Genomic DNA, 16,977 nt, shown 5'->3' with positions numbered 1-16,977 from the left:
GCGACCATCGATTCAGCGACGGCGCCAGGCCGCCGCTGGCCACCCTGAGGCGCCCGCCTCCCATAAAGGAGCCGGGCGCGACACTTTTATGACGCCTTTTTACAAATCCTAGCAGACCTGCTAGCTCCGCCCTCTGTTAAGATTGCTTTAGCGTATTGACATTGGACGCGCCTGGTGCGACGTCGTGCTTTAGAGACCCTCGCATGCCCCCAGACCGCCTCCCCGGGATGTTCGCGCCGGCCACCCTGCTCACGGGCATACTGTTGTCATTGACGCTGGGCGCGGGCGGTTACTTCACCACGGCCGAGGCGATCGAGAGCGATGCCCGTGCGCGCTTTCGCGGCATGGCGCGCGCCGCCCAGAACAATATCGACGCCCGCATCAAGGGCTACGGCGACGTGCTGCGCGGGGTCGCAGGAATGTTCAGGGTCAGCCCCGGCACCACGGCGGCACAGTTTCGCCAGTATGTCGAGCAGCTCGACATCAAGCGCAATTTCCCTGGGATCGTGGTACTGAATTATGCGCGGGCGGTCCGCGCCGACGACCTGCCGGCGCTGAACGAGGAATTGCGCGCACGGCTGGCGCACCATGGCGAACACCGGCACCCGCCGCTGCTGCCTTCATCCGAGCGCGACAGCTACACGGTGCTGGTGTATATCGAGCCGTTGTTGCCCGAGCTGGTCGACAAGCTGGGACTGGACCTGGAAGCGCGCGGCCTTACCCGGCGCGTCATGGCGCATGCGCGCGACAGCGGCATGCTGGGCGCGTCCGGCACCCGCATCACCCTGCGGCCCGGCCCCAACCAGAGCGCGCTGGCGCTGCGCCTGCCGGTCTACCGGGGCGACTTGCCTGCCGCCAGCATCGAACAGCGGCGCCTGGCCTATGTCGGCTCGGCCGGCCTGGGGTTCGGGGTGACCCCGCTGGTCAAGGGCGTGCTCGACGAGTTCCCGGTCGAGGGCGTGCGCCTGGTGTTGACCGAGCTGACCGAGCTGCCGCCCGAACCCGGCGAAAAGGCGCCGCGCGGCGTCCTGTACGACAGCCTGGCCACCATCGCCCACCCCAATCCGGCGCTGCCGCCGGACGACAGCAGCGTATTCGCCACCAGCCTGCCGATCGAATTCAACCAGCGCGTGTGGCGCGCGGACTTCAGCGTATCCAAGGCGGCGCTGTACACGCGTTTCGACGTGTACTACCCGTGGCTGGCCGCATTCGCCACCGGCATCAGCACCGCCCTGCTCTACGCGCTGTTCCAGACCCTGGCCTCGTCGCGCCGCAACGCCCTGCGCATGGCCGAGGACATGACGCGCGAGCTGCGCGCCAGCCAGGCCAAGCTGCAGGCCAGCCACGAGAAGCTGCGCCTGCTGGCGGCGCACGCCGAGCAGATCAAGGAAGGCGAGCGCAAGCGCATCGCGCGCGAGATCCACGACGACCTGGCGCAGAACCTGCTGGCGCTGAAGATCGACGCCGAATTGCTGGCCAACCGCACCCGCAGCGGCCACCGGCGCCTGCATGCGCGCGCCGACGCCACCGTGCGCCAGATCGACGTCACCATCCGCAGCGTACGCCAGATCATCAACGACTTGCGGCCCAATGTGCTCGACCTCGGCCTGTCGGCGGCAGTCGACTGGCAGGTGACCGACTTCGCGCGCCGCACCGGCATCGAATGCGAGCTGGTCGACGACGACGGCGAACACCGCATCGACGACGGCTGCGCCACCGCTTTCTTCCGCATCCTGCAGGAGTCGCTCAACAACGTGGCGCGCCATGCGCGCGCCACCAGGGTGCGGATCGCGTTGCAGCAGCAGGCCGACATGCTCACCATGACCATCCGCGACAACGGGGTCGGCATGCAGCCGGGCAGCCGCAACCGCCGCGGGTCGTTCGGCCTGGTCGGGATCGAGGAACGGGTCGGCATCCTGGGCGGCTCGTTCTCGATCAGCAGCGGCCTCGATTCCGGCACCACGATCGTGGTCACGATCCCGGTGCTCAGCCTGTACGCCACCGACGCCGACCTGGCCATCCACCTCGGCATGCTGCCCGCGGTCGCGGCGATTGCCTGACGACGGCCGGCGCGGTCCATACCGTTGCTGCCAAACGTCCGCAACTGCACCGGCAATTGAGCAAACTCAACAGTTTGTCTGACAACTCGCAGGACAATTCCTATAGCGGTCATCGGGCACGGCCCCGAGATCCTTCTTCACTTGCGCGTGTGCAGCGCAACCACAGGATATTGCGGTAGCGAGAGCGGCAACGCGCGCAGCACGCCAGCAGGGATGATTCAAGCAACGTCTACAACACAAAACGAGGTGAAACGATGTCGACCAATACCGAATTCTCAGTCTTTGAAACACTCGACCTGGCGCCAATCAGGATGAAACTGATGCATCGTGAATCGGGTGAAGGCTGGTCCGGGCAGCGCGCCAGTGCCGTCGAGGCCGAGTACCGCCGCTTCCTGTTCCTGATGAAGAAATACCCCGACAAAGGCGCATCGCCGACCGTCGACGTGGACACCTTCTGGCACTATCACATCCTGGACACCATGAAGTACGCCCGCGATTGCGAGGCGACCTTCGGCTTCTTCCTGCACCACTACCCGTACGTCGGGATGGGCGCCGGCGCCGCCGACGGTGAACGCGCGCGTGCCGGGGACCGGATGCGCGCGCTGTACGAAGCCGAATTCGGCGTGGTCGTCAAAGGCGACGCCGCCTTCTGCGCCGCGCCAGGCAAGCAGGCCGGCGACAGCGCGTTCTGCGCCGCTCCCGGCAAGCAGGCCGGCGCCACCGCGTTTTGCGCGGCCCCCGGCAAGCAGGCCGACGCCACCGCGTTTTGCGCAGCTCCCGGCAAGCAGGCCGGCGCCACCGCGTTCTGCGCAGCTCCCGGCAAGCAGGCCGACGCCACCGCGTTCTGCGCAGCTCCCGGCAAGCAGGCCGGCGCCACGGCGTTTTGCGCAGCTCCCGGCAAGCAGGCCGACACCACCGCGTTTTGCGCGGCCCCGGGCAAAAAGGCCGGCGCCACCGCGTTTTGCGCGGCCCCGGGCAAAAAGGCCGTGGCCACCGCGTTTTGCGCAGCTCCCGGCAAGTCCCTGCACGGCGCCTGATACGCGCGCCTGGTCGTCTTGCAGCCGGGAAGGCGGCCCTGGCCGCTTTTCCCGGCTGCGATCCTTATGCGCAGCGCGCGCTCGCGGCGTCGCTCCCTTCCTTGACCATCAGCGCGCGCAATTGGCCGATGCTGAAATCGCTCTCCTCATGCATGCGAATCAGCAGCGTGGCGCCGATCGGCAGCGTGCTGTGGCGGATCTTGCTGATCACGGGCGGCGCCACGTCGAGCAGCCGCGAGAGGGCTGCGTCGTTCTTCAGGCGCAGGCGGGAAATGATGGCGTCGAGGACCCGGTTCGGATCGTACTCGGCGCCGTCTGGCAGACGGCGGATAGGCATGGCGCTTTCAGGATTTATTATTTATTTTCCATTTAACCCTCTAAACCACTGAAAATTAGCAGCAATAGGCAAAATACAACCATTTATATGGCAATTATCGCGAGAGGCGAAATTATACAGATAGTCGCTCGAGAGTGCCGACTATGCTGCCGATCCATCCACCGATGTCGCCGCCAGCCGCGCCAGCGTCGACGCCACATCCGGATGGCGCAGGCGCACCCGCAATTCATGCCGCAGGCGCGTGCCGTCCAGCCGCCGCGATTCGGACATGAAAGACAGCAGCATGGGCGACACCGCGGTTGCCAGTTCGGCGCGCGCCAGGCGCGGCGGGCGCGGCAAACCGAAAGCGTCGGCCACCGCATCGAAATAGTCGGCCATCTTCATGCGCGTGGCGTCCACCGCGTGCACCACCCGGCCCGGCCGCCCGCGCTGCAACGCCGCCAGCACGATGTACGCCAGGTCGTCGGCGTGCACATGGCTCGTGTAGACATCGTCTTCAACGCGCAAGGCCGGCGTACCCTGCTCCAGCCGGCGCAGCGGCAGGCGGTCGTCGGCATAGATGCCCGGCACCCGCAGGATGGCCAGCGCAGTCCCGTTGGCCAATGCCCAGGCGCGCAGCACGCGTTCGGCATCGACCCGCCGCCGCGCGCGCGCATTGCGCGGCGCGACCGGCCGGTGTTCGGCGACCAGCGCGCCGCCGCAATCGCCGTACACGCCGCTGGTGCTTACATACACCATGCGCGCCGTCGGGCCCAGCGCCGCCACCAGGTGGCGCGTACGCCGATCGTGCTCGCCGTCCGGCTGCGGCGGCGCCAGGTGCAGCACCCACGGCGCCAGCTGCCGCAGCCGCCGCAAGGTCGAAGGCCGGTCCAGGTCGGCCACCACCGGCACCGCGCCCAGCGCGCGCAGTTCGGCGCACCGTTGCGGCTGGCTGGTCAGGGCGAACACGCGGTATTTCGCGGCGAGCAGCGGCAGCAGGCGCATGCCGACGTCGCCGCAGCCGACGATGAGCAGGCGGGGGCGGGAAAAGGCGGGGCGGTCAGGCATGGGATCGAAGGCGGCGACAGGGGACGGCGGCACTGTAGCACAGGGGGCGGCACGCCGCTGCGGCCGCCCCGCCCGGCAAAACCGGGGCCGGTGTAGAATAGCGCCCTGCTATAGAAAACCGCCATCGGATCAACCACTTGCGCTCTCGCGCCCCAACCACGAATTCGCATGACCTTCCAGATCACCGTCCAGCCCAGCGGCAGCCAGTTCACCTGCGAGGCCGATGAAACCGTACTCTCCGCGGCGATCCGCGCCGGCATCGGCCTGCCTTATGGCTGCAAGAATGGCGCCTGCGGCTCCTGCAAGGGCAAGGTCGTGGATGGCGCGGTGGAGCACAAGCCGCACCAGCAGCGCGCCTTGTCCGACATCGAGAAGACCAGCGGCATGTCGCTGTTCTGCTGCGCCGTGCCCAGCGCCGACCTGGTGATCGAGGCGCGCGAAGTCGGCGGCAGCTCGGACTACCCGCTGCGCAAGATGCCGACCCGGATCGCCGCGCTGCGCCGCGCCGCGCCGGACGTCGCGATCGTCAACCTGCAGCTGCCGGCCAACGAGCTGCTGGCCTACCGCGCCGGCCAGTACATCGAATTCCTGCTCAAGGACGGCAAGCGCCGCGCCTACTCGATCGCCAATGCGCCCTCGTTCGAAGGCCCGCTCGAGCTGCACATCCGTCACCTGCCGGGCGGCCTGTTCACCGACCACGTGTTCAGCGCCATGAAGGAACGCGATATCCTGCGCTTCGAAGGCCCGCTCGGCACCTTCTTCCTGCGCGAAGAGTCGACCAAGCCGATCGTGCTGCTGGCCTCGGGCACCGGCTTCGCCCCGGTCAAGGCGCTGGTCGAACACCTGATGCACCTGAAGTCCGAGCGGCCGGTCCGCCTGTACTGGGGCGGCCGCCGTCCACAAGACCTGTATATGGACGAACTGTGCCGGGCCTGGGAAACCACGCTGCCCGATTTTACCTATGTGCCGGTCATCTCGGACGCACTGCCGGAAGATGCCTGGACGGGCCGCACCGGCTTCGTGCACGCCGCGGTCATGCAGGACGTCATCGACCTCTCCGGCCACCAGGTCTACGCCTGCGGCGCCCCGGTGATGGTCGATTCGGCGCGCCGCGACTATACCGCGCTGTGCGGCCTGCCCGAGGACGAGTTCTTTGCCGATTCGTTCACGACCGAAGCGGACCTGGCGAACGGTTGATCCGCCGGCGGCGGCGCCGGTGCGACGCCGCATCTTCGGGCACAATGATGGGTTATCCGTCGACCCGAATGATCCATGTCCCTGATATCGCCTTCCGGCCGCCTCGGCGTCCTGCGCAACCGTAACCTCGCCTTCTACCTCAGCGCGCGCTTCCTCGCCAGCTTCGCCGTCCAGATGCAGAGCGTGGCGATCGGCTGGCAGGTGTACCAGATCACCGGCAGCCTGTTCGACCTCGGCCTGATCGGGCTGGCGCAGTTCGCGCCGTTCCTGCTGTTTATCCTGTGGGCCGGCCATGTGGCCGACCGCTACAACCGGCGCCTCATCGTCATGGCCTGCATGGCGGTGCAGCTGCTGTGCAGCACCCTCCTGATCGCCTTCACCGCCAGCGGCAGCACGGTGATCTGGCCGGTGTTCGCGATCCTGGTGGTGTTTGGCAGCGCGCGCGCCTTCATGATGCCGGCCTCGCAGGCAGTGCTCAAGAACCTGGTGCCGGACCGCGAATTCAGCCAGGCGGTGGCGCTCGGCTCGTCGACCATGCACGTGGCGATGATCCTGGGGCCCATCGTCGGCGGCCTGCTGTACGTCTTCGGCGCCCAGGTCGTGCACATGACCTCCGCCAGCCTGCTGGCGCTGGCCGTACTGCTCATGTCGACCACGCGCAGCATCCAGCAGGTCATCAACAAGGCGCCGGTCAGCTGGCATACCCTGCTCGAGGGCCTGCGCTTCGTGCGCTCGCGCCCGATCGTGCTGGGCGCCATTTCGCTCGACCTGTTCGCGGTGCTGTTCGGCGGCGCCACCACCCTGTTGCCTGCCTACGCCCACGACGTGCTGGGCGCCGGCCCGACCGGCCTCGGTTTCCTGCGCACCGCGCCGGGCGTCGGCGCGGCCCTGTGCTCGATCACGCTGGCCATGTTCCCCATCACGCGCCGGGTCGGCGCCTGGATGTTCGGCGGGGTCGCGCTGTACGGCGTGTGTGTGATCCTGCTCGGCCTGACCGACAGCTTCCCGGTCGCGCTGGCCGCCCTGTTCCTGCTCGGCGTGGGCGACATGGTCAGCGTGTATATCCGCCATCTGCTGGTGCAGTACGAAACGCCGGACGAGATCCGCGGCCGGGTCAGCGCCGTGAACTCGGTATTCATCGGCGCCTCGAACGAACTGGGGGAATTCGAATCCGGCGTCACCGCCGGCTGGCTGGGCCTGACGCGCGCCATCCTGCTGGGCGGCGTGGCCACGCTGGTGGTCACCGGTCTGTGGGCGGTGCTGTTCCCGGTGCTGTCGAAGATGGACCGCTTTCCGCACCACGAACAAGAGCACGGGAAGTGAATTATCAAGACGATAATTTTATCGAACGCGGCAAAAATCGCATGCGGTGTAAGATGAAGCTGTAACGACTTACAGGAGCCATCCATGCAGATCAATGTAAACACCGATAACACCATCAACAAGCATCAAGGCCTGGACGAGCACGTGCAGGAAGTCGTGCGCTCCTCCATCGGCCGCTTCGGCGACCAGGTCAACCGCGTTGACGTTCACCTGAGTAACGAAAACAAAGAGAAAAAGGCGGACGGCGGCAATTCGTGCATGCTCGAAGCGCGCCTGACGGGCGTTGCGCCGATCGTGATCCACGAGCATGCGATCGACCTGCACCAGGCCATCAACAATGCCGGCGGCAAGCTGGCGCGTGCCCTCGACAGCGCACTGGGCCGCCTGCACGACAAGCAGCGCGCCGCGTCGATCACGCATACCGAAGATCCGACCGCCGACAAGCACCTGACGGATATGTAATCCGGCGTCAAGCAGGCCCGGTCCGGGCCTGCCTTCAGCCCGCCCCGTGCGGGCTTCCTTCCAGCATCGCCCTCACCTCTGCCAGGTAGCGCATCCCCGCCAGCGCGCGACTGCCATACCACGACATCATCTCGCCATCGACCAGCAGCACGGGAATCCCGATCTGCTTTTCCAGCGCGTCCGCATGCGCCTCGGTGAAGCGATAGGGCTCGGTCGACAGCAGCACCGCGTCGAGCCCGTCCACCAGGGCCTCGGACCAGTCGAAACGGGGATAGCGCTCCGGCCCCAGCGCTGGCACGCGCCAGCCCAGTTCGGCCAGCATGGCGGCGATATACGTGTCCTTCGACACGCTCATCCATGGGTCTTGCCAGATACCGTACAGGACCGTGCGCACGGGACCGGCCGGCATGGCGCGCAGCCGCGCCAGCTCCTTGTCGAAGTTCGCGCACCAGGCCTCGGCCGCCGCCTGCGCGCCGAAGATGGCGCCCATCAGGCGCGCCAGCGCCAGGTTGTCCTGCGGGACCAGCGGATGCGTGACCACCACGTGCGGCACGAACTGCGCCAGCGCCTCGTAGGTGGGCTTTTCGTTCTCGTCGATATTGACCACGACATGGGTCGGCGCCAGCTTGCGGAGCTTGTCGAGGTTGACGTCCTTGGTGCCGCCGACCTTGGGAATGTCGGCCACCACCTGTTTGGGGTGGATGCAGAAACCCGTGCGGCCCACCAGCTGCGGCGCCAGGCCCAGCTCGCACAGCAGCTCGGTAATCGAGGGCACCAGCGAGACGATGCGGGCATCCGGTGCGAACGGGTGACGCTGGCCCAGCGCGTCGGGCAGAGAATGGTCGGGTTCTGTCATGGCGACATTGAACCATGTTTTCGCCGATTTAACACTCGGGGCGGCGCCGGAAACATCGAGCGCGCACCGGTGCCCGATAGGCTATCATTCGGCTGACGATGCGTATTGTCACTTCACACTCGCCACCACGATGACCCATTTGAAACAGATCAGCACCTTCGAAGCTTCCCGCTACACCCTGGACGACCTGGCGCTGTTTCGCGGCGAGACCGCCCCCGACATCGATGCGATGCTGGCCGACTGCCCCGTCATGTGCCTGGCCAGGGGCCTCAGCATCGAAGACGGCGGCCAGGCGCGCCTCTACATCGTGCTCGCGGGCCAGCTCGAGATCGCCCCCGACACCCACGCCGGCGACGAAGGCGGCACCAGCCGCATCCTGCCCGGCGAAAGTGTCGGCGAGCAGGCCGTGCTCGACGATGCGGTCAACCTGGCGGCCATGACGGCGCTCGAGGACACCGAGCTGCTGGTCATCGAATCGCCTCTGGTGGCCGACCTGATCGAACATTCGCACGTGTTGGCGCGCAATCTGTTGCGCCTGCTGTCGTTCCGCATCCGCGCCGCCAATGCGCGCCTGCGGCGCGGCGAGAAGCTGGGCGAATTCTACCGCCAGATGTCGCTCAACGACCCGCTCACCGGGTTGTACAACCGCGCCTGGCTCGACGACATGCTGCCCAAGCTGGCCGCCCGCGCCGCCCGTGACGGCAAGCCGCTGTCGCTCGTCATGATCGACCTCGACCACTTCAAGCGCTTCAACGACACCCATGGTCACATCGTGGGCGACATCGCACTGTCGGCCGCAGCCGGCGCGATCCGCGACGCCCTGCGGCCGTCCGACTTCGCGGTGCGCTTCGGTGGCGAGGAAATGATGGCGGTATTGCCCGATACCAGCCCGGAGCTGGCGCACCTGGTCGCCGAGCGCCTGTGCCAGCGCCTGCGCACCGCCATCATCTTCACCGACATGCGCGTGCCGCTGCCGCATGTGACCGGCTCGTTCGGCGTCGCCAGCCTGGGGCCGAACGACGATGCGCAGACGCTGATGACATCCGCCGACGCGGCGCTATACCGCGCCAAGGAAGCGGGCCGCGACCAGGTGTGCGGCTAACGGCGGGAGCGGCCCGACCGGTACCGTTACCGCTGACCGTGACTGAAGCGCGCGGATGTGCCACCATGCTGGTTGACGCTGTGACTGCAGCCCACACAACAACAACACATGAGCACGCATACCTTCCTCTGGCACGACTATGAAACCTTCGGCGCGGTCCCGCGCCGCGACCGCCCGGCCCAGTTCGCCGCGATCCGCACCGACGCCGACCTCAACGAGATTGGCGATCCGATCATGCTGTACTGCCGGCCGGCCAACGACTTCCTGCCCGACCCGCAATCCTGCCTGATCACCGGCATCACCCCGCAGCACTGCCTCGAGCACGGCGTGCCCGAGCACGAGTTCGCGCGCCGGATCGAGGCCGCGTTCAGCGAGCCGGGCACGATCGGCGTCGGCTACAACACGATCCGCTTCGACGACGAGGTCACCCGCTTCCTGTTCTGGCGCAACCTGATCGATCCCTACGCGCGCGAGTGGCAGCACAACTGTGGCCGCTGGGACCTGCTCGACGTCGTGCGCATGGTGCATGCGCTGCGTCCGGAAGGCATCGAATGGCCCATCCGCGAGGACGGCAAATCCAGCTTCAAGCTCGAGCACCTGAGCGCGGCCAACGGCCTGGCGCACGATGCGGCGCACGATGCGCTGTCCGACGTGCGCGCGACGATCGCGCTGGCGCGCCTGATCCGCGAGAAGCAGCCGCGCCTGTTCGCCTTCTGCCTCGAACTGCGCCGCAAGGACCGGGTCGCGACCGAGATCGGCCTGCATCTCGATCCCGCCCAGCGCCAGCCCTTCCTCCACGTCTCCGGCATGTTCCCGGTCGAATACGGCTGCCTGGGCCTGGTGTATCCGCTGGCCCAGCATCCGACCAACAAGAACGAAGTGCTGGTATGGGACTGCCGCCACGACCCGTCCGAGCTGTTCGCGCTCGACGCCGACACCATCCGCACCCGCATGTTCACGCGCACGAGCGAGCTGCCCGAAGGCGTGACCCGGCTGCCGGTCAAGAGCGTGCACCTGAACAAATCGCCGATGCTGGTCGGGAACCTCAAGACCTTGCGGCCCGAGCTGGCCACGCGCTGGGACATCGACCTCGAACGCGGCCGCGCGCATGCGGCGCTGGCGGCCGGCGGGCCGGACATGAAGGCGATCTGGGCCCAGGTGCTGGATAAACCCGTGTCGGCGGGCGCGGTGGACGTGGATGAAGACCTGTACGGCGGCTTCGTCAGCCGCGACGACCGGCGCCAGCTCGAAGCGCTGCGCATGCAACAGCCCGAGGCGCTGGCAAAGCGCGTCAGCTTCGAGGACGAGCGCCTCAATGAGCTCCTGTTCCGCTACCGCGCGCGCAACTTCGCGCACACCTTGTCCGAGGATGAGATGCAGCTATGGGAAGCGCACCGTGCGGCGCGGCTGTTCGAGGGCGAGCATGGCGCGCGCACGGTGGACCAGCTGTTCACCGAGATCGATGCGCTGTCGGAGACAGCCGATGAACGCGCCGAAGAGATTCTTGGGGCGTTGTACGACTACGCCGAGTCGATCGTGCCGGACCGGTACTGACAGGGTTGGCGGCCATGCCGCCAACCTTGCGCCATCAACCGTGGCGATGCGCGTTGATCGCATCGCGCGTCTCACGCGCCACCCGCCGCGCCGCCGCCGCGAAATCCTCGCCGTCCCGCGGCGTCGCGTACAGGATCGCACGCGACGAATTGATCATCATGCCCGCGCCATCGGCCGTGCGGCCCGCCTTGACCGTCGCCTCGACGTCGCCGCCTTGCGCACCCACGCCGGGAATCAAGAGCGGCATATCCCCGATCAGCTTGCGCACCTGTGCGATCTCGTCCGGGAAAGTCGCCCCCACCACCAGCGCGCACTGGCCGTTGCGATTCCATTTTTCGGCCACCAGCCGGGCCACGTGCTGGTACAGCGGGCGCCCCGCCACATCCAGGAACTGCAGGTCGGAGCCGCCCGCATTCGAGGTGCGGCACAACACGATCACGCCGCGGTCAGGCCATTCCATATACGGCTCGACGGAGTCGAAACCCATGTAGGGGCTGACCGTTACCGCGTCGGCGCCATAGCGCTCGAACGCTTCGCGCGCGTACTGGTGGGCGGTGGCGCCGATGTCGCCGCGCTTGGCGTCCAGCACCAGCGGAATGTGCGGATAGGTCGCGCGCAGGTAGCGGCAGATTTCTTCGAGCTGGTCTTCCGCGCCGAGGGCCGCGAAATAGGCGATCTGCGGCTTGAAGGCGCAGGCCAGGTCGGCGGTCGCATCGATGATGGCCTTGCAAAACTGGACGATGGCGTCGGGCTGGCCCTGCAAATGGGCCGGGAAGCGCGCCATGTCCGGGTCGAGGCCCACGCACAGGAGCGAATCGTTACGGGTCCATGCGGCGGAAAGTTTGTTGATGAAAGTCACCTCGAGCCCCTTGTATCTTGGTAATTGCAAACCCATTATTGTACCTGCCGGGAGCAGGATGCCGGTGGTTGGCCCCGACAAGGACGCCAAACGCCGGTGGATTGAGGTATATTTTGATCATTCGACAACTTGTACAGACAAACATCATCATGACCAACTCCAGTCTTCAATCCCGTCTCGCTCGCCTGACCCGCTTCGTCGGCGGCGCCGTCCTGGCCGGCGCCCTGCTGTCCGGCTGCGGCTACAATGACTTCCAGACCAAGGACGAGGCCACCAAGGCCGCATGGAGCGAAGTGGTGAACCAGTACCAGCGCCGCGCCGACCTGATCCCCAACCTGGTCAATACCGTCAAGGGCTATGCCTCACATGAAAGCGCCACGCTGGAGGCGGTGACGCGCGCCCGTGCCCAGGCCACCAGCTTCCAGATCACGCCCGAGGTGCTGAACAACCCCGAGGCGTTCCAGAAATTCCAGCAGGTGCAGGGCGAGCTGTCCGGCGCCCTCTCGCGCCTGATGATGGTGTCCGAAAAATACCCCGACCTGAAGGCCGACACGAGTTTTCGCGACCTGCAGTCGCAGCTCGAAGGCACGGAAAACCGCATCACGGTCGCCCGCCAGCGCTATATCGCCTCGGTCCAGGATTACAACGTGACCGTGCGTCAGTTCCCCAAGAACCTGACCGCGATGGTGTTCGGCTATGAGACCAAGCCCTCGTTCACCGTCGAGAACGAGAAGGCGATTTCGACCGCGCCGACGGTCGACTTCGGCAAGTAAGCCGGATGACAGCGCTCTCGCGTTTCGTTTGCATCCTGCTGCTCGCGTGGGTAACGCAGCTCGGCGCCGCGGCACCGGCCTTCGCGCAACTGCAGGAAGTGCCCAAGCTGGCGTCCCGCGTCACCGACCAGGCGGGGATGCTGGACGCGTCCCAGCGCCAGCGCCTGGACGCCGTGCTGGCCGACTACGAGGCCAAGACCGGCAGCCAGATCGCCGTACTCCTGGTCAAGTCGACCGAGCCGGAAGCGATCGAGCAGTACAGCATCCGCGTCACCGATGCCTGGAAACTCGGCCGCAAGGGCGTGGATGACGGCGTGCTGCTGCTGGTCGCGCGCGATAATCCAGGTTCGCTGCGGCGCCTGCGCATCGAGGCCGGCCGCGGCGTGCAGGGCGTGCTGACCGACGCCCAATCGAAGCGCATCCTGCAGGACGTGATCGCACCGCACTTCCGGCAAGAGCACTACTACGAGGGCCTGGTGGCCGGCGTCGGCGCCATCGCCACCCTGCTCAACCAGGAAGCCTTCCCGGCGCCGCCGCAGCAACAGCAGCAGCGCCAGGCGACAGCCGGCGACGGCGGTTTCCCGCTGTGGGCGATCTTCCTCGTCATCATCGGCGCCTCGATGCTGCGCTCGATGTTCCGGCCGCGCGGGCGCACGATCGGCACCCGCCGCGGCCAGTCGCACTGGGGCAGCGCGACCACCGGCTTCGTCCTCGGGAACATCATCGGCAATATGAGCCGTGGCGGGGGCGGCGGCTTCGGCGGCGGCTTCGGCGGCGGCGGCGGCTTCGGCGGCGGCGGCTTTTCGGGCGGCGGCGGCGGCTTCGACGGCGGCGGCGCCTCGGGAGACTGGTAATGGGATCGATGACACACAAGATGCGCCGCGCCTGGCGCCACTGGAAGAGCAGCGCCAGCGAGGCGAGACAGGCCTTCCCCGACACGACCCTGGACGCGATTGCCGAAGCGATCGACCTGGGCGAGCGCACCCACCGCGGCGAGGTGCGCCTGATCATCGAGAAAGCCCTGCCCTTCGAGGCGGCCTGGGAAGGCGTCACCAACCGCCAGCGCGCGATCGCCCTGTTCGCCGACTACGGCGTGTGGGACACCGAGGACAATTGCGGGGTGCTGATCTACGTGAACCTGGCCGAGCACAAGATCGACATCGTGGCCGACCGCGGCATCGACCGCAAGATCGACGCCGCCACCTGGCAGGCGGTGTGCCGCACCATGTCCGAGGGGTTCAGGCAGGGGCGCTTCCACGACGCCACCCTGGCCGCCGTCACCCAGGTCAACGAGCTGCTGCGCCAGCACTTCCCGGCCAGCGGCGAGCGACCGAACGAGCTGCCCGACCAGCCGGTCATGCTCTAGGCGGCATGGCGGACAGGCCCTGCGGCTCGTCCAGCCATTCGCGCGCCAGTGCATCGACGTCGGCGATTTCCGCTCTCATGCGCGACGCCTTGCGGCTGGCCCACACCAGCCCCCCGGCCAGCATCAGCACCATGACGGCGCAGCCCCAGGTGGCCGCCCATGCGCTGCGGGCGTTGAACAGTATGAAGACCGGCGCCGGCAACATGGGGATGGTCGACCAGCGCGTCAGCCGCACCAGGCGCAGGCCGAGCAAGGCGCGCCGCCGCCGCAGCCCGAGCCAGTCGCGCAGGCTGGCCCCGGGCGGCTCGCGCAAGGCGGCGACCCGGGTCCAGGTGAAACTGATCATCACCGCGACCATGAACAGGATGAAGTACAACCACCACGCCAGCATGACGCCGCTGGCCGTCACCCGCTCCCAGTCCCGCGCCAGGAGCGTGCACCCCACCACCGCAAGCGCCCACTCGCCGAAGATCGTCAGCACGATCAGCCAGCGCTCGCGCCGCGCGCGCGCGATCATCGCGGTCACGTCGGGCAGCGCAGGCGCAGCCGGCGCGTCGGCGCCCCAGGCGTCCTGCAGCCCGGCCCAGTCATCCGCATCGTTCATCGTTCCTCCAGTCTTTCCTTGAGCGCGGCCTTGGCGCGGTTCAGACGCACGCCGACATTATTCACCGAGATGCCGAGCAGCCGGGCGATCTCTTCATAGCACATCCCCTCGAGCGCCAGCAGCACGAGCTGGCGCTGCCCGACCGGCAGCTGGCGCAGCGCCGCCAGCAGGCGCCTCTGCTGCTGGTTCAGGCGCGCCAGGGTTTCCGGCCCCGGCTGGTCGTCCGCCCATTCGTCGTCCAGTTCCTCGTGCCGCGGCTGGGCCACCGCGCGCATCACATGGCTGGCGCAGCGGCGGTGCGCCACCCCGATCACATAGGTCTTGAGGCTGGCTTCGCCGCGGAAGGCCGGCAAGGCCTGCCACACGGCGAGCATGATGTCCTGCACCAGGTCGTCGCGCGCATGGCGGTTGCGTTCGAAGCTGGCGGCAAAGCGCACCAGCATGCCGCCATGCTCGGCCATCAGGCATTCGAATTGCGCGTCGTGCGGTCCCTTCATCACAATCCGAACACGAAACGCTCGCTGCCCAGCCGCCGGCTGCCGAAGGCGACCAGCAGCGTGGTGGCGCCGAGGCAGCCCGCGACCGACAACGCCAGCAACTGCGGCGCCACCGCGTGGCCGGCGAGGATCGAACCCAGGTGCGCGTGCTGGCTGAACAGCGGCAACAGGTGGGCCATCGGCGGGGATGTGGGCCCGAGCTTTTCCATCATCAGCAGCATCGGCGCCAGTTGCAGCAGGTTGAGATAGATCTGCCCTTCCTTATGGGTGCGGGCGTGCAGCGCCACCACGCACTGCAGGGCACCGACCAGCAGCGCCAGCGGCAGCAGGACCAGCAGGATCTGGACCAGCATCGCCGCGTCCGGCGCGAACACGATGCCGATCTCGTACACCGGCAGGCGCTGCAGAGCCAGCACCGACAGCAGCAGCGCGGCGGCGACGCTCGCGTAGCCGAACAGCGAGGCGGTCAGCCATTTGGCGACGAACAGCATGCCCGGCGCCACCGGTTGCGCCAATAAGGCCTCGAGCGAGCGCCGTTCACGCTCGCCGCCGGTCGCGTCCAGGGCCACGTGCGCGCCTCCGATGACGAGGCCGAGCAGCAGGAACATCGGCAGGATTTCCATCAGCATGGCCGTGCGGCCGCCCTGCCCGCCCATGTCGCGCAGCTGCAGATGCAGGGCATCGGCATGGTTCGGGGCCATCCCGGCGCCCAGCAGGCGCTGGCCGGACAGCTGCGCGCCATAGGCGGCGACCAGCGCCTGCACGCGCTGGGCCTGACGCCGGGCGTCAGCGTCGGACATGTCGGCCCACAGGGCCAGCGTGGCCGCGCGCCCCTGCGCCAGCGCCCGCGGAGCCTGAGGCGGCACTTCCAGCACCACCGCGCCGGGCGAGAGCGCCAGCAGGCGCTCGGGTTTGTCTTCACTTGCCCGCAGTGCGACGTCCGCCGCCTCCAGGTGCCGCACGAGACCTGGCGCATGGATGGCGCCGACCAGGTGCAGCGGCCGCAGGCCGGCATCGGTCTCGGATGCGATCAACGCCTTGAGCGCGGCGGCCAGCACCAGGGGGCCGAGCAACGCGAACAGCAGGCCCGCCATCATCGAACGGCGGTCGCGCAGCGCATCCCTCACTTCCTTCGACATCACGATCCATACATTTTCCAGCTTCATGCCGCAATCCCCTCATCGCTGCCGATCACCTCGACGAACGCCTGTTCCAGGCTGCTCCCTCCCGTCTGCGCCAGCAGCGCCGGCGTGGCGCCGGCGAAGCGCACCCGGCCTGCGGCGAGCACGACCACCTGGTCGCACAACTGGGCCGCCTCCTGCATCACATGGGTCGACAGCAGCACCGCCGCGCCGCGCGAGCGTGCCCGGGCCAGGGCGCCGCGCACGGCGCGCGTGCTCATCACGTCCAGCCCGCGCGTGGGTTCGTCCAGCACCAGCACGGCAGGATCATGCAGCAAGGCGCGCGCCAGCGCCACCTTGATGCGCTGGCCGGCCGAAAAACCCTTGGCTGGACGTCCCGCTTCGGCCTCCAGTCCCACCTCCTTGATGACGCGCTCGATGGCGCGCTCCAGCATGGCGCCGCGCATGCCGTGCAGGCGGCCGAAGTAGCGCAGGTGGTCGCGTGGCGAGAGCCGTTCATAGAGCCCGAATTCGTCGGTGACGACGCCGAGCCGGCGCCGTGCGGCCAGCGGCGCGCGCGCCACGTCGATGCCGTCGATGGCGACGCCGCCGCTGTCCGGCGCCAGCAGGCCATACAGGATGCGCAGGCAGGTCGACTTGCCGGCGCCGTTGGGCCCCAGCAGCGCGGTGATGGTCCCGGGCCGTGCGATGAAGCTGACCTCGTCCAGGGCTTGCAAGGTCTTGAAGCGCTTGCTGATATTGTTCACGACGATCATGGTGCG

At 67.7% G+C, this 16,977-nt stretch carries 18 protein-coding genes; 10 read left to right on the top strand and 8 right to left on the bottom strand.

The genetic code is table 11. From position 1 onward, the window contains the following. Nucleotides 1–203 precede the first annotated feature (203 nt). Together AC56KW_RS01060 and AC56KW_RS01055 are read left to right on the top strand one after the other, a co-directional pair. Entirely contained in the window at nucleotides 204–2,060 is a 1,857-nt protein-coding gene (locus AC56KW_RS01060) for a sensor histidine kinase (RefSeq protein WP_497168882.1), read from the top strand. A 320-nt stretch (nucleotides 2,061–2,380) separates the two neighbouring features. After that, a complete protein-coding gene (locus AC56KW_RS01055; protein ID WP_497168881.1) occupies nucleotides 2,381–3,097 on the top strand; it encodes a UCP032817 domain-containing protein in 717 nt (238 codons plus the stop codon). Between the two features lie 64 nt (nucleotides 3,098–3,161). Here AC56KW_RS01055 and AC56KW_RS01050 read toward each other — a convergent pair whose 3' ends face one another. Continuing rightward, nucleotides 3,162–3,434, bottom strand: a complete 273-nt coding sequence (locus tag AC56KW_RS01050) for a hypothetical protein (protein WP_497168880.1) — start codon at nucleotides 3,432–3,434, stop codon at nucleotides 3,162–3,164. 141 nt (nucleotides 3,435–3,575) lie between these two features. Then, nucleotides 3,576–4,481 carry an NAD-dependent epimerase/dehydratase family protein gene (locus AC56KW_RS01045; RefSeq protein WP_497168879.1) on the bottom strand — a complete coding sequence of 302 codons (906 nt, stop codon included), beginning with the start codon at nucleotides 4,479–4,481 and terminating at the stop codon, nucleotides 3,576–3,578. A gap of 168 nt (nucleotides 4,482–4,649) precedes the next feature. Here AC56KW_RS01045 and AC56KW_RS01040 point away from each other — a divergent pair, with 168 nt between their 5' ends. The 3 genes from AC56KW_RS01040 to AC56KW_RS01030 all read left to right on the top strand — a co-directional run bounded on the left by AC56KW_RS01040 (nucleotide 4,650) and on the right by AC56KW_RS01030 (nucleotide 7,463). Further along, complete coding sequence (locus AC56KW_RS01040) at nucleotides 4,650–5,678, top strand: CDP-6-deoxy-delta-3,4-glucoseen reductase (RefSeq protein WP_497168878.1); 1,029 nt, start codon at nucleotides 4,650–4,652, stop codon at nucleotides 5,676–5,678. Between the two features lie 75 nt (nucleotides 5,679–5,753). After that, the gene (locus AC56KW_RS01035) at nucleotides 5,754–7,001 is read left to right on the top strand and encodes an MFS transporter (protein WP_497168877.1); all 1,248 of its coding nucleotides are present in this window, start codon (nucleotides 5,754–5,756) and stop codon (nucleotides 6,999–7,001) included. 84 nt (nucleotides 7,002–7,085) lie between these two features. Beyond that, nucleotides 7,086–7,463, top strand: coding sequence for an HPF/RaiA family ribosome-associated protein (locus tag AC56KW_RS01030; RefSeq protein ID WP_497168876.1), 378 nt, complete (start codon nucleotides 7,086–7,088; stop codon nucleotides 7,461–7,463). A gap of 34 nt (nucleotides 7,464–7,497) precedes the next feature. Here AC56KW_RS01030 and AC56KW_RS01025 read toward each other — a convergent pair whose 3' ends face one another. Beyond that, nucleotides 7,498–8,319: a helical backbone metal receptor gene (locus AC56KW_RS01025; protein ID WP_497168875.1), complete on the bottom strand. Its 822-nt coding sequence runs from the start codon at nucleotides 8,317–8,319 to the stop codon at nucleotides 7,498–7,500. A 139-nt stretch (nucleotides 8,320–8,458) separates the two neighbouring features. Between AC56KW_RS01025 and AC56KW_RS01020 the strand changes: the two genes are divergently transcribed. After that, nucleotides 8,459–9,421 carry a GGDEF domain-containing protein gene (locus tag AC56KW_RS01020; protein ID WP_497169067.1) on the top strand — a complete coding sequence of 321 codons (963 nt, stop codon included), beginning with the start codon at nucleotides 8,459–8,461 and terminating at the stop codon, nucleotides 9,419–9,421. Between the two features lie 108 nt (nucleotides 9,422–9,529). Then, complete coding sequence (gene sbcB, locus AC56KW_RS01015; RefSeq protein WP_497168874.1) at nucleotides 9,530–10,975, top strand: exodeoxyribonuclease I; 1,446 nt, start codon at nucleotides 9,530–9,532, stop codon at nucleotides 10,973–10,975. A 34-nt stretch (nucleotides 10,976–11,009) separates the two neighbouring features. Here sbcB and pyrF read toward each other — a convergent pair whose 3' ends face one another. Further along, complete coding sequence (gene pyrF, locus AC56KW_RS01010) at nucleotides 11,010–11,834, bottom strand: orotidine-5'-phosphate decarboxylase (protein ID WP_497168873.1); 825 nt, start codon at nucleotides 11,832–11,834, stop codon at nucleotides 11,010–11,012. Between the two features lie 149 nt (nucleotides 11,835–11,983). Here pyrF and AC56KW_RS01005 point away from each other — a divergent pair, with 149 nt between their 5' ends. From AC56KW_RS01005 to AC56KW_RS00995, 3 genes are read left to right on the top strand one after another with little or no spacing between them, the layout of a single operon-like run. Further along, nucleotides 11,984–12,607 (top strand): LemA family protein, encoded by a 624-nt coding sequence (locus AC56KW_RS01005; protein ID WP_497168872.1) that lies wholly within the window; start codon nucleotides 11,984–11,986, stop codon nucleotides 12,605–12,607. Between the two features lie 5 nt (nucleotides 12,608–12,612). Beyond that, nucleotides 12,613–13,461 (top strand): TPM domain-containing protein, encoded by an 849-nt coding sequence (locus AC56KW_RS01000; RefSeq protein ID WP_497168871.1) that lies wholly within the window; start codon nucleotides 12,613–12,615, stop codon nucleotides 13,459–13,461. Further along, the gene (locus tag AC56KW_RS00995) at nucleotides 13,461–13,973 is read left to right on the top strand and encodes a TPM domain-containing protein (RefSeq protein ID WP_497168870.1); all 513 of its coding nucleotides are present in this window, start codon (nucleotides 13,461–13,463) and stop codon (nucleotides 13,971–13,973) included. Before AC56KW_RS01000 ends, AC56KW_RS00995 begins: the two co-directional genes overlap by 1 nt. Here AC56KW_RS00995 and AC56KW_RS00990 read toward each other — a convergent pair. The 4 genes from AC56KW_RS00990 to AC56KW_RS00975 are packed head-to-tail and all read right to left on the bottom strand — an operon-like array spanning nucleotide 13,963 to nucleotide 16,971. After that, nucleotides 13,963–14,577 (bottom strand): hypothetical protein, encoded by a 615-nt coding sequence (locus tag AC56KW_RS00990; protein WP_497168869.1) that lies wholly within the window; start codon nucleotides 14,575–14,577, stop codon nucleotides 13,963–13,965. The genes AC56KW_RS00995 and AC56KW_RS00990 overlap by 11 nt on opposite strands. Beyond that, nucleotides 14,574–15,074, bottom strand: coding sequence for an RNA polymerase sigma factor (locus AC56KW_RS00985; protein ID WP_497168868.1), 501 nt, complete (start codon nucleotides 15,072–15,074; stop codon nucleotides 14,574–14,576). Before AC56KW_RS00985 ends, AC56KW_RS00990 begins: the two co-directional genes overlap by 4 nt. Then, nucleotides 15,074–16,240, bottom strand: a complete 1,167-nt coding sequence (locus AC56KW_RS00980) for an ABC transporter permease (protein WP_497168867.1) — start codon at nucleotides 16,238–16,240, stop codon at nucleotides 15,074–15,076. The genes AC56KW_RS00985 and AC56KW_RS00980 overlap by 1 nt, the downstream gene beginning before the upstream one ends. Next, a complete protein-coding gene (locus tag AC56KW_RS00975) occupies nucleotides 16,237–16,971 on the bottom strand; it encodes an ABC transporter ATP-binding protein (protein WP_497168866.1) in 735 nt (244 codons plus the stop codon). Before AC56KW_RS00975 ends, AC56KW_RS00980 begins: the two co-directional genes overlap by 4 nt. Between the last annotated feature and the right edge of the window lie 6 nt (nucleotides 16,972–16,977).

This window comes from Telluria sp. RT2P19, assembly GCF_059685725.1.
This window is presented reverse-complemented; position numbering and strand designations above follow the sequence as displayed.

Excerpts from the sequence above, each read along its gene's own strand:
- AC56KW_RS00995 (WP_497168870.1), top strand. The coding sequence starts at position 13,461 with ATGGGATCGATGACACACAAGATGCGCCGCGCCTGGCGCCACTGGAAG.
- AC56KW_RS01040 (WP_497168878.1), top strand. The coding sequence starts at position 4,650 with ATGACCTTCCAGATCACCGTCCAGCCCAGCGGCAGCCAGTTCACCTGC.
- AC56KW_RS00980 (WP_497168867.1), bottom strand. The coding sequence starts at position 16,240 with ATGAAGCTGGAAAATGTATGGATCGTGATGTCGAAGGAAGTGAGGGAT.
- AC56KW_RS01005 (WP_497168872.1), top strand. The coding sequence starts at position 11,984 with ATGACCAACTCCAGTCTTCAATCCCGTCTCGCTCGCCTGACCCGCTTC.
- AC56KW_RS00985 (WP_497168868.1), bottom strand. The coding sequence starts at position 15,074 with ATGAAGGGACCGCACGACGCGCAATTCGAATGCCTGATGGCCGAGCAT.
- AC56KW_RS01030 (WP_497168876.1), top strand. The coding sequence starts at position 7,086 with ATGCAGATCAATGTAAACACCGATAACACCATCAACAAGCATCAAGGC.
- AC56KW_RS01055 (WP_497168881.1), top strand. The coding sequence starts at position 2,381 with ATGCATCGTGAATCGGGTGAAGGCTGGTCCGGGCAGCGCGCCAGTGCC.
- AC56KW_RS01035 (WP_497168877.1), top strand. The coding sequence starts at position 5,754 with ATGTCCCTGATATCGCCTTCCGGCCGCCTCGGCGTCCTGCGCAACCGT.
- AC56KW_RS00990 (WP_497168869.1), bottom strand. The coding sequence starts at position 14,577 with ATGAACGATGCGGATGACTGGGCCGGGCTGCAGGACGCCTGGGGCGCC.
- AC56KW_RS01060 (WP_497168882.1), top strand. The coding sequence starts at position 204 with ATGCCCCCAGACCGCCTCCCCGGGATGTTCGCGCCGGCCACCCTGCTC.
- AC56KW_RS00975 (WP_497168866.1), bottom strand. The coding sequence starts at position 16,971 with ATGATCGTCGTGAACAATATCAGCAAGCGCTTCAAGACCTTGCAAGCC.
- AC56KW_RS01000 (WP_497168871.1), top strand. The coding sequence starts at position 12,613 with ATGACAGCGCTCTCGCGTTTCGTTTGCATCCTGCTGCTCGCGTGGGTA.
- AC56KW_RS01045 (WP_497168879.1), bottom strand. The coding sequence starts at position 4,481 with ATGCCTGACCGCCCCGCCTTTTCCCGCCCCCGCCTGCTCATCGTCGGC.
- AC56KW_RS01050 (WP_497168880.1), bottom strand. The coding sequence starts at position 3,434 with ATGCCTATCCGCCGTCTGCCAGACGGCGCCGAGTACGATCCGAACCGG.
- AC56KW_RS01025 (WP_497168875.1), bottom strand. The coding sequence starts at position 8,319 with ATGACAGAACCCGACCATTCTCTGCCCGACGCGCTGGGCCAGCGTCAC.
- sbcB (WP_497168874.1), top strand. The coding sequence starts at position 9,530 with ATGAGCACGCATACCTTCCTCTGGCACGACTATGAAACCTTCGGCGCG.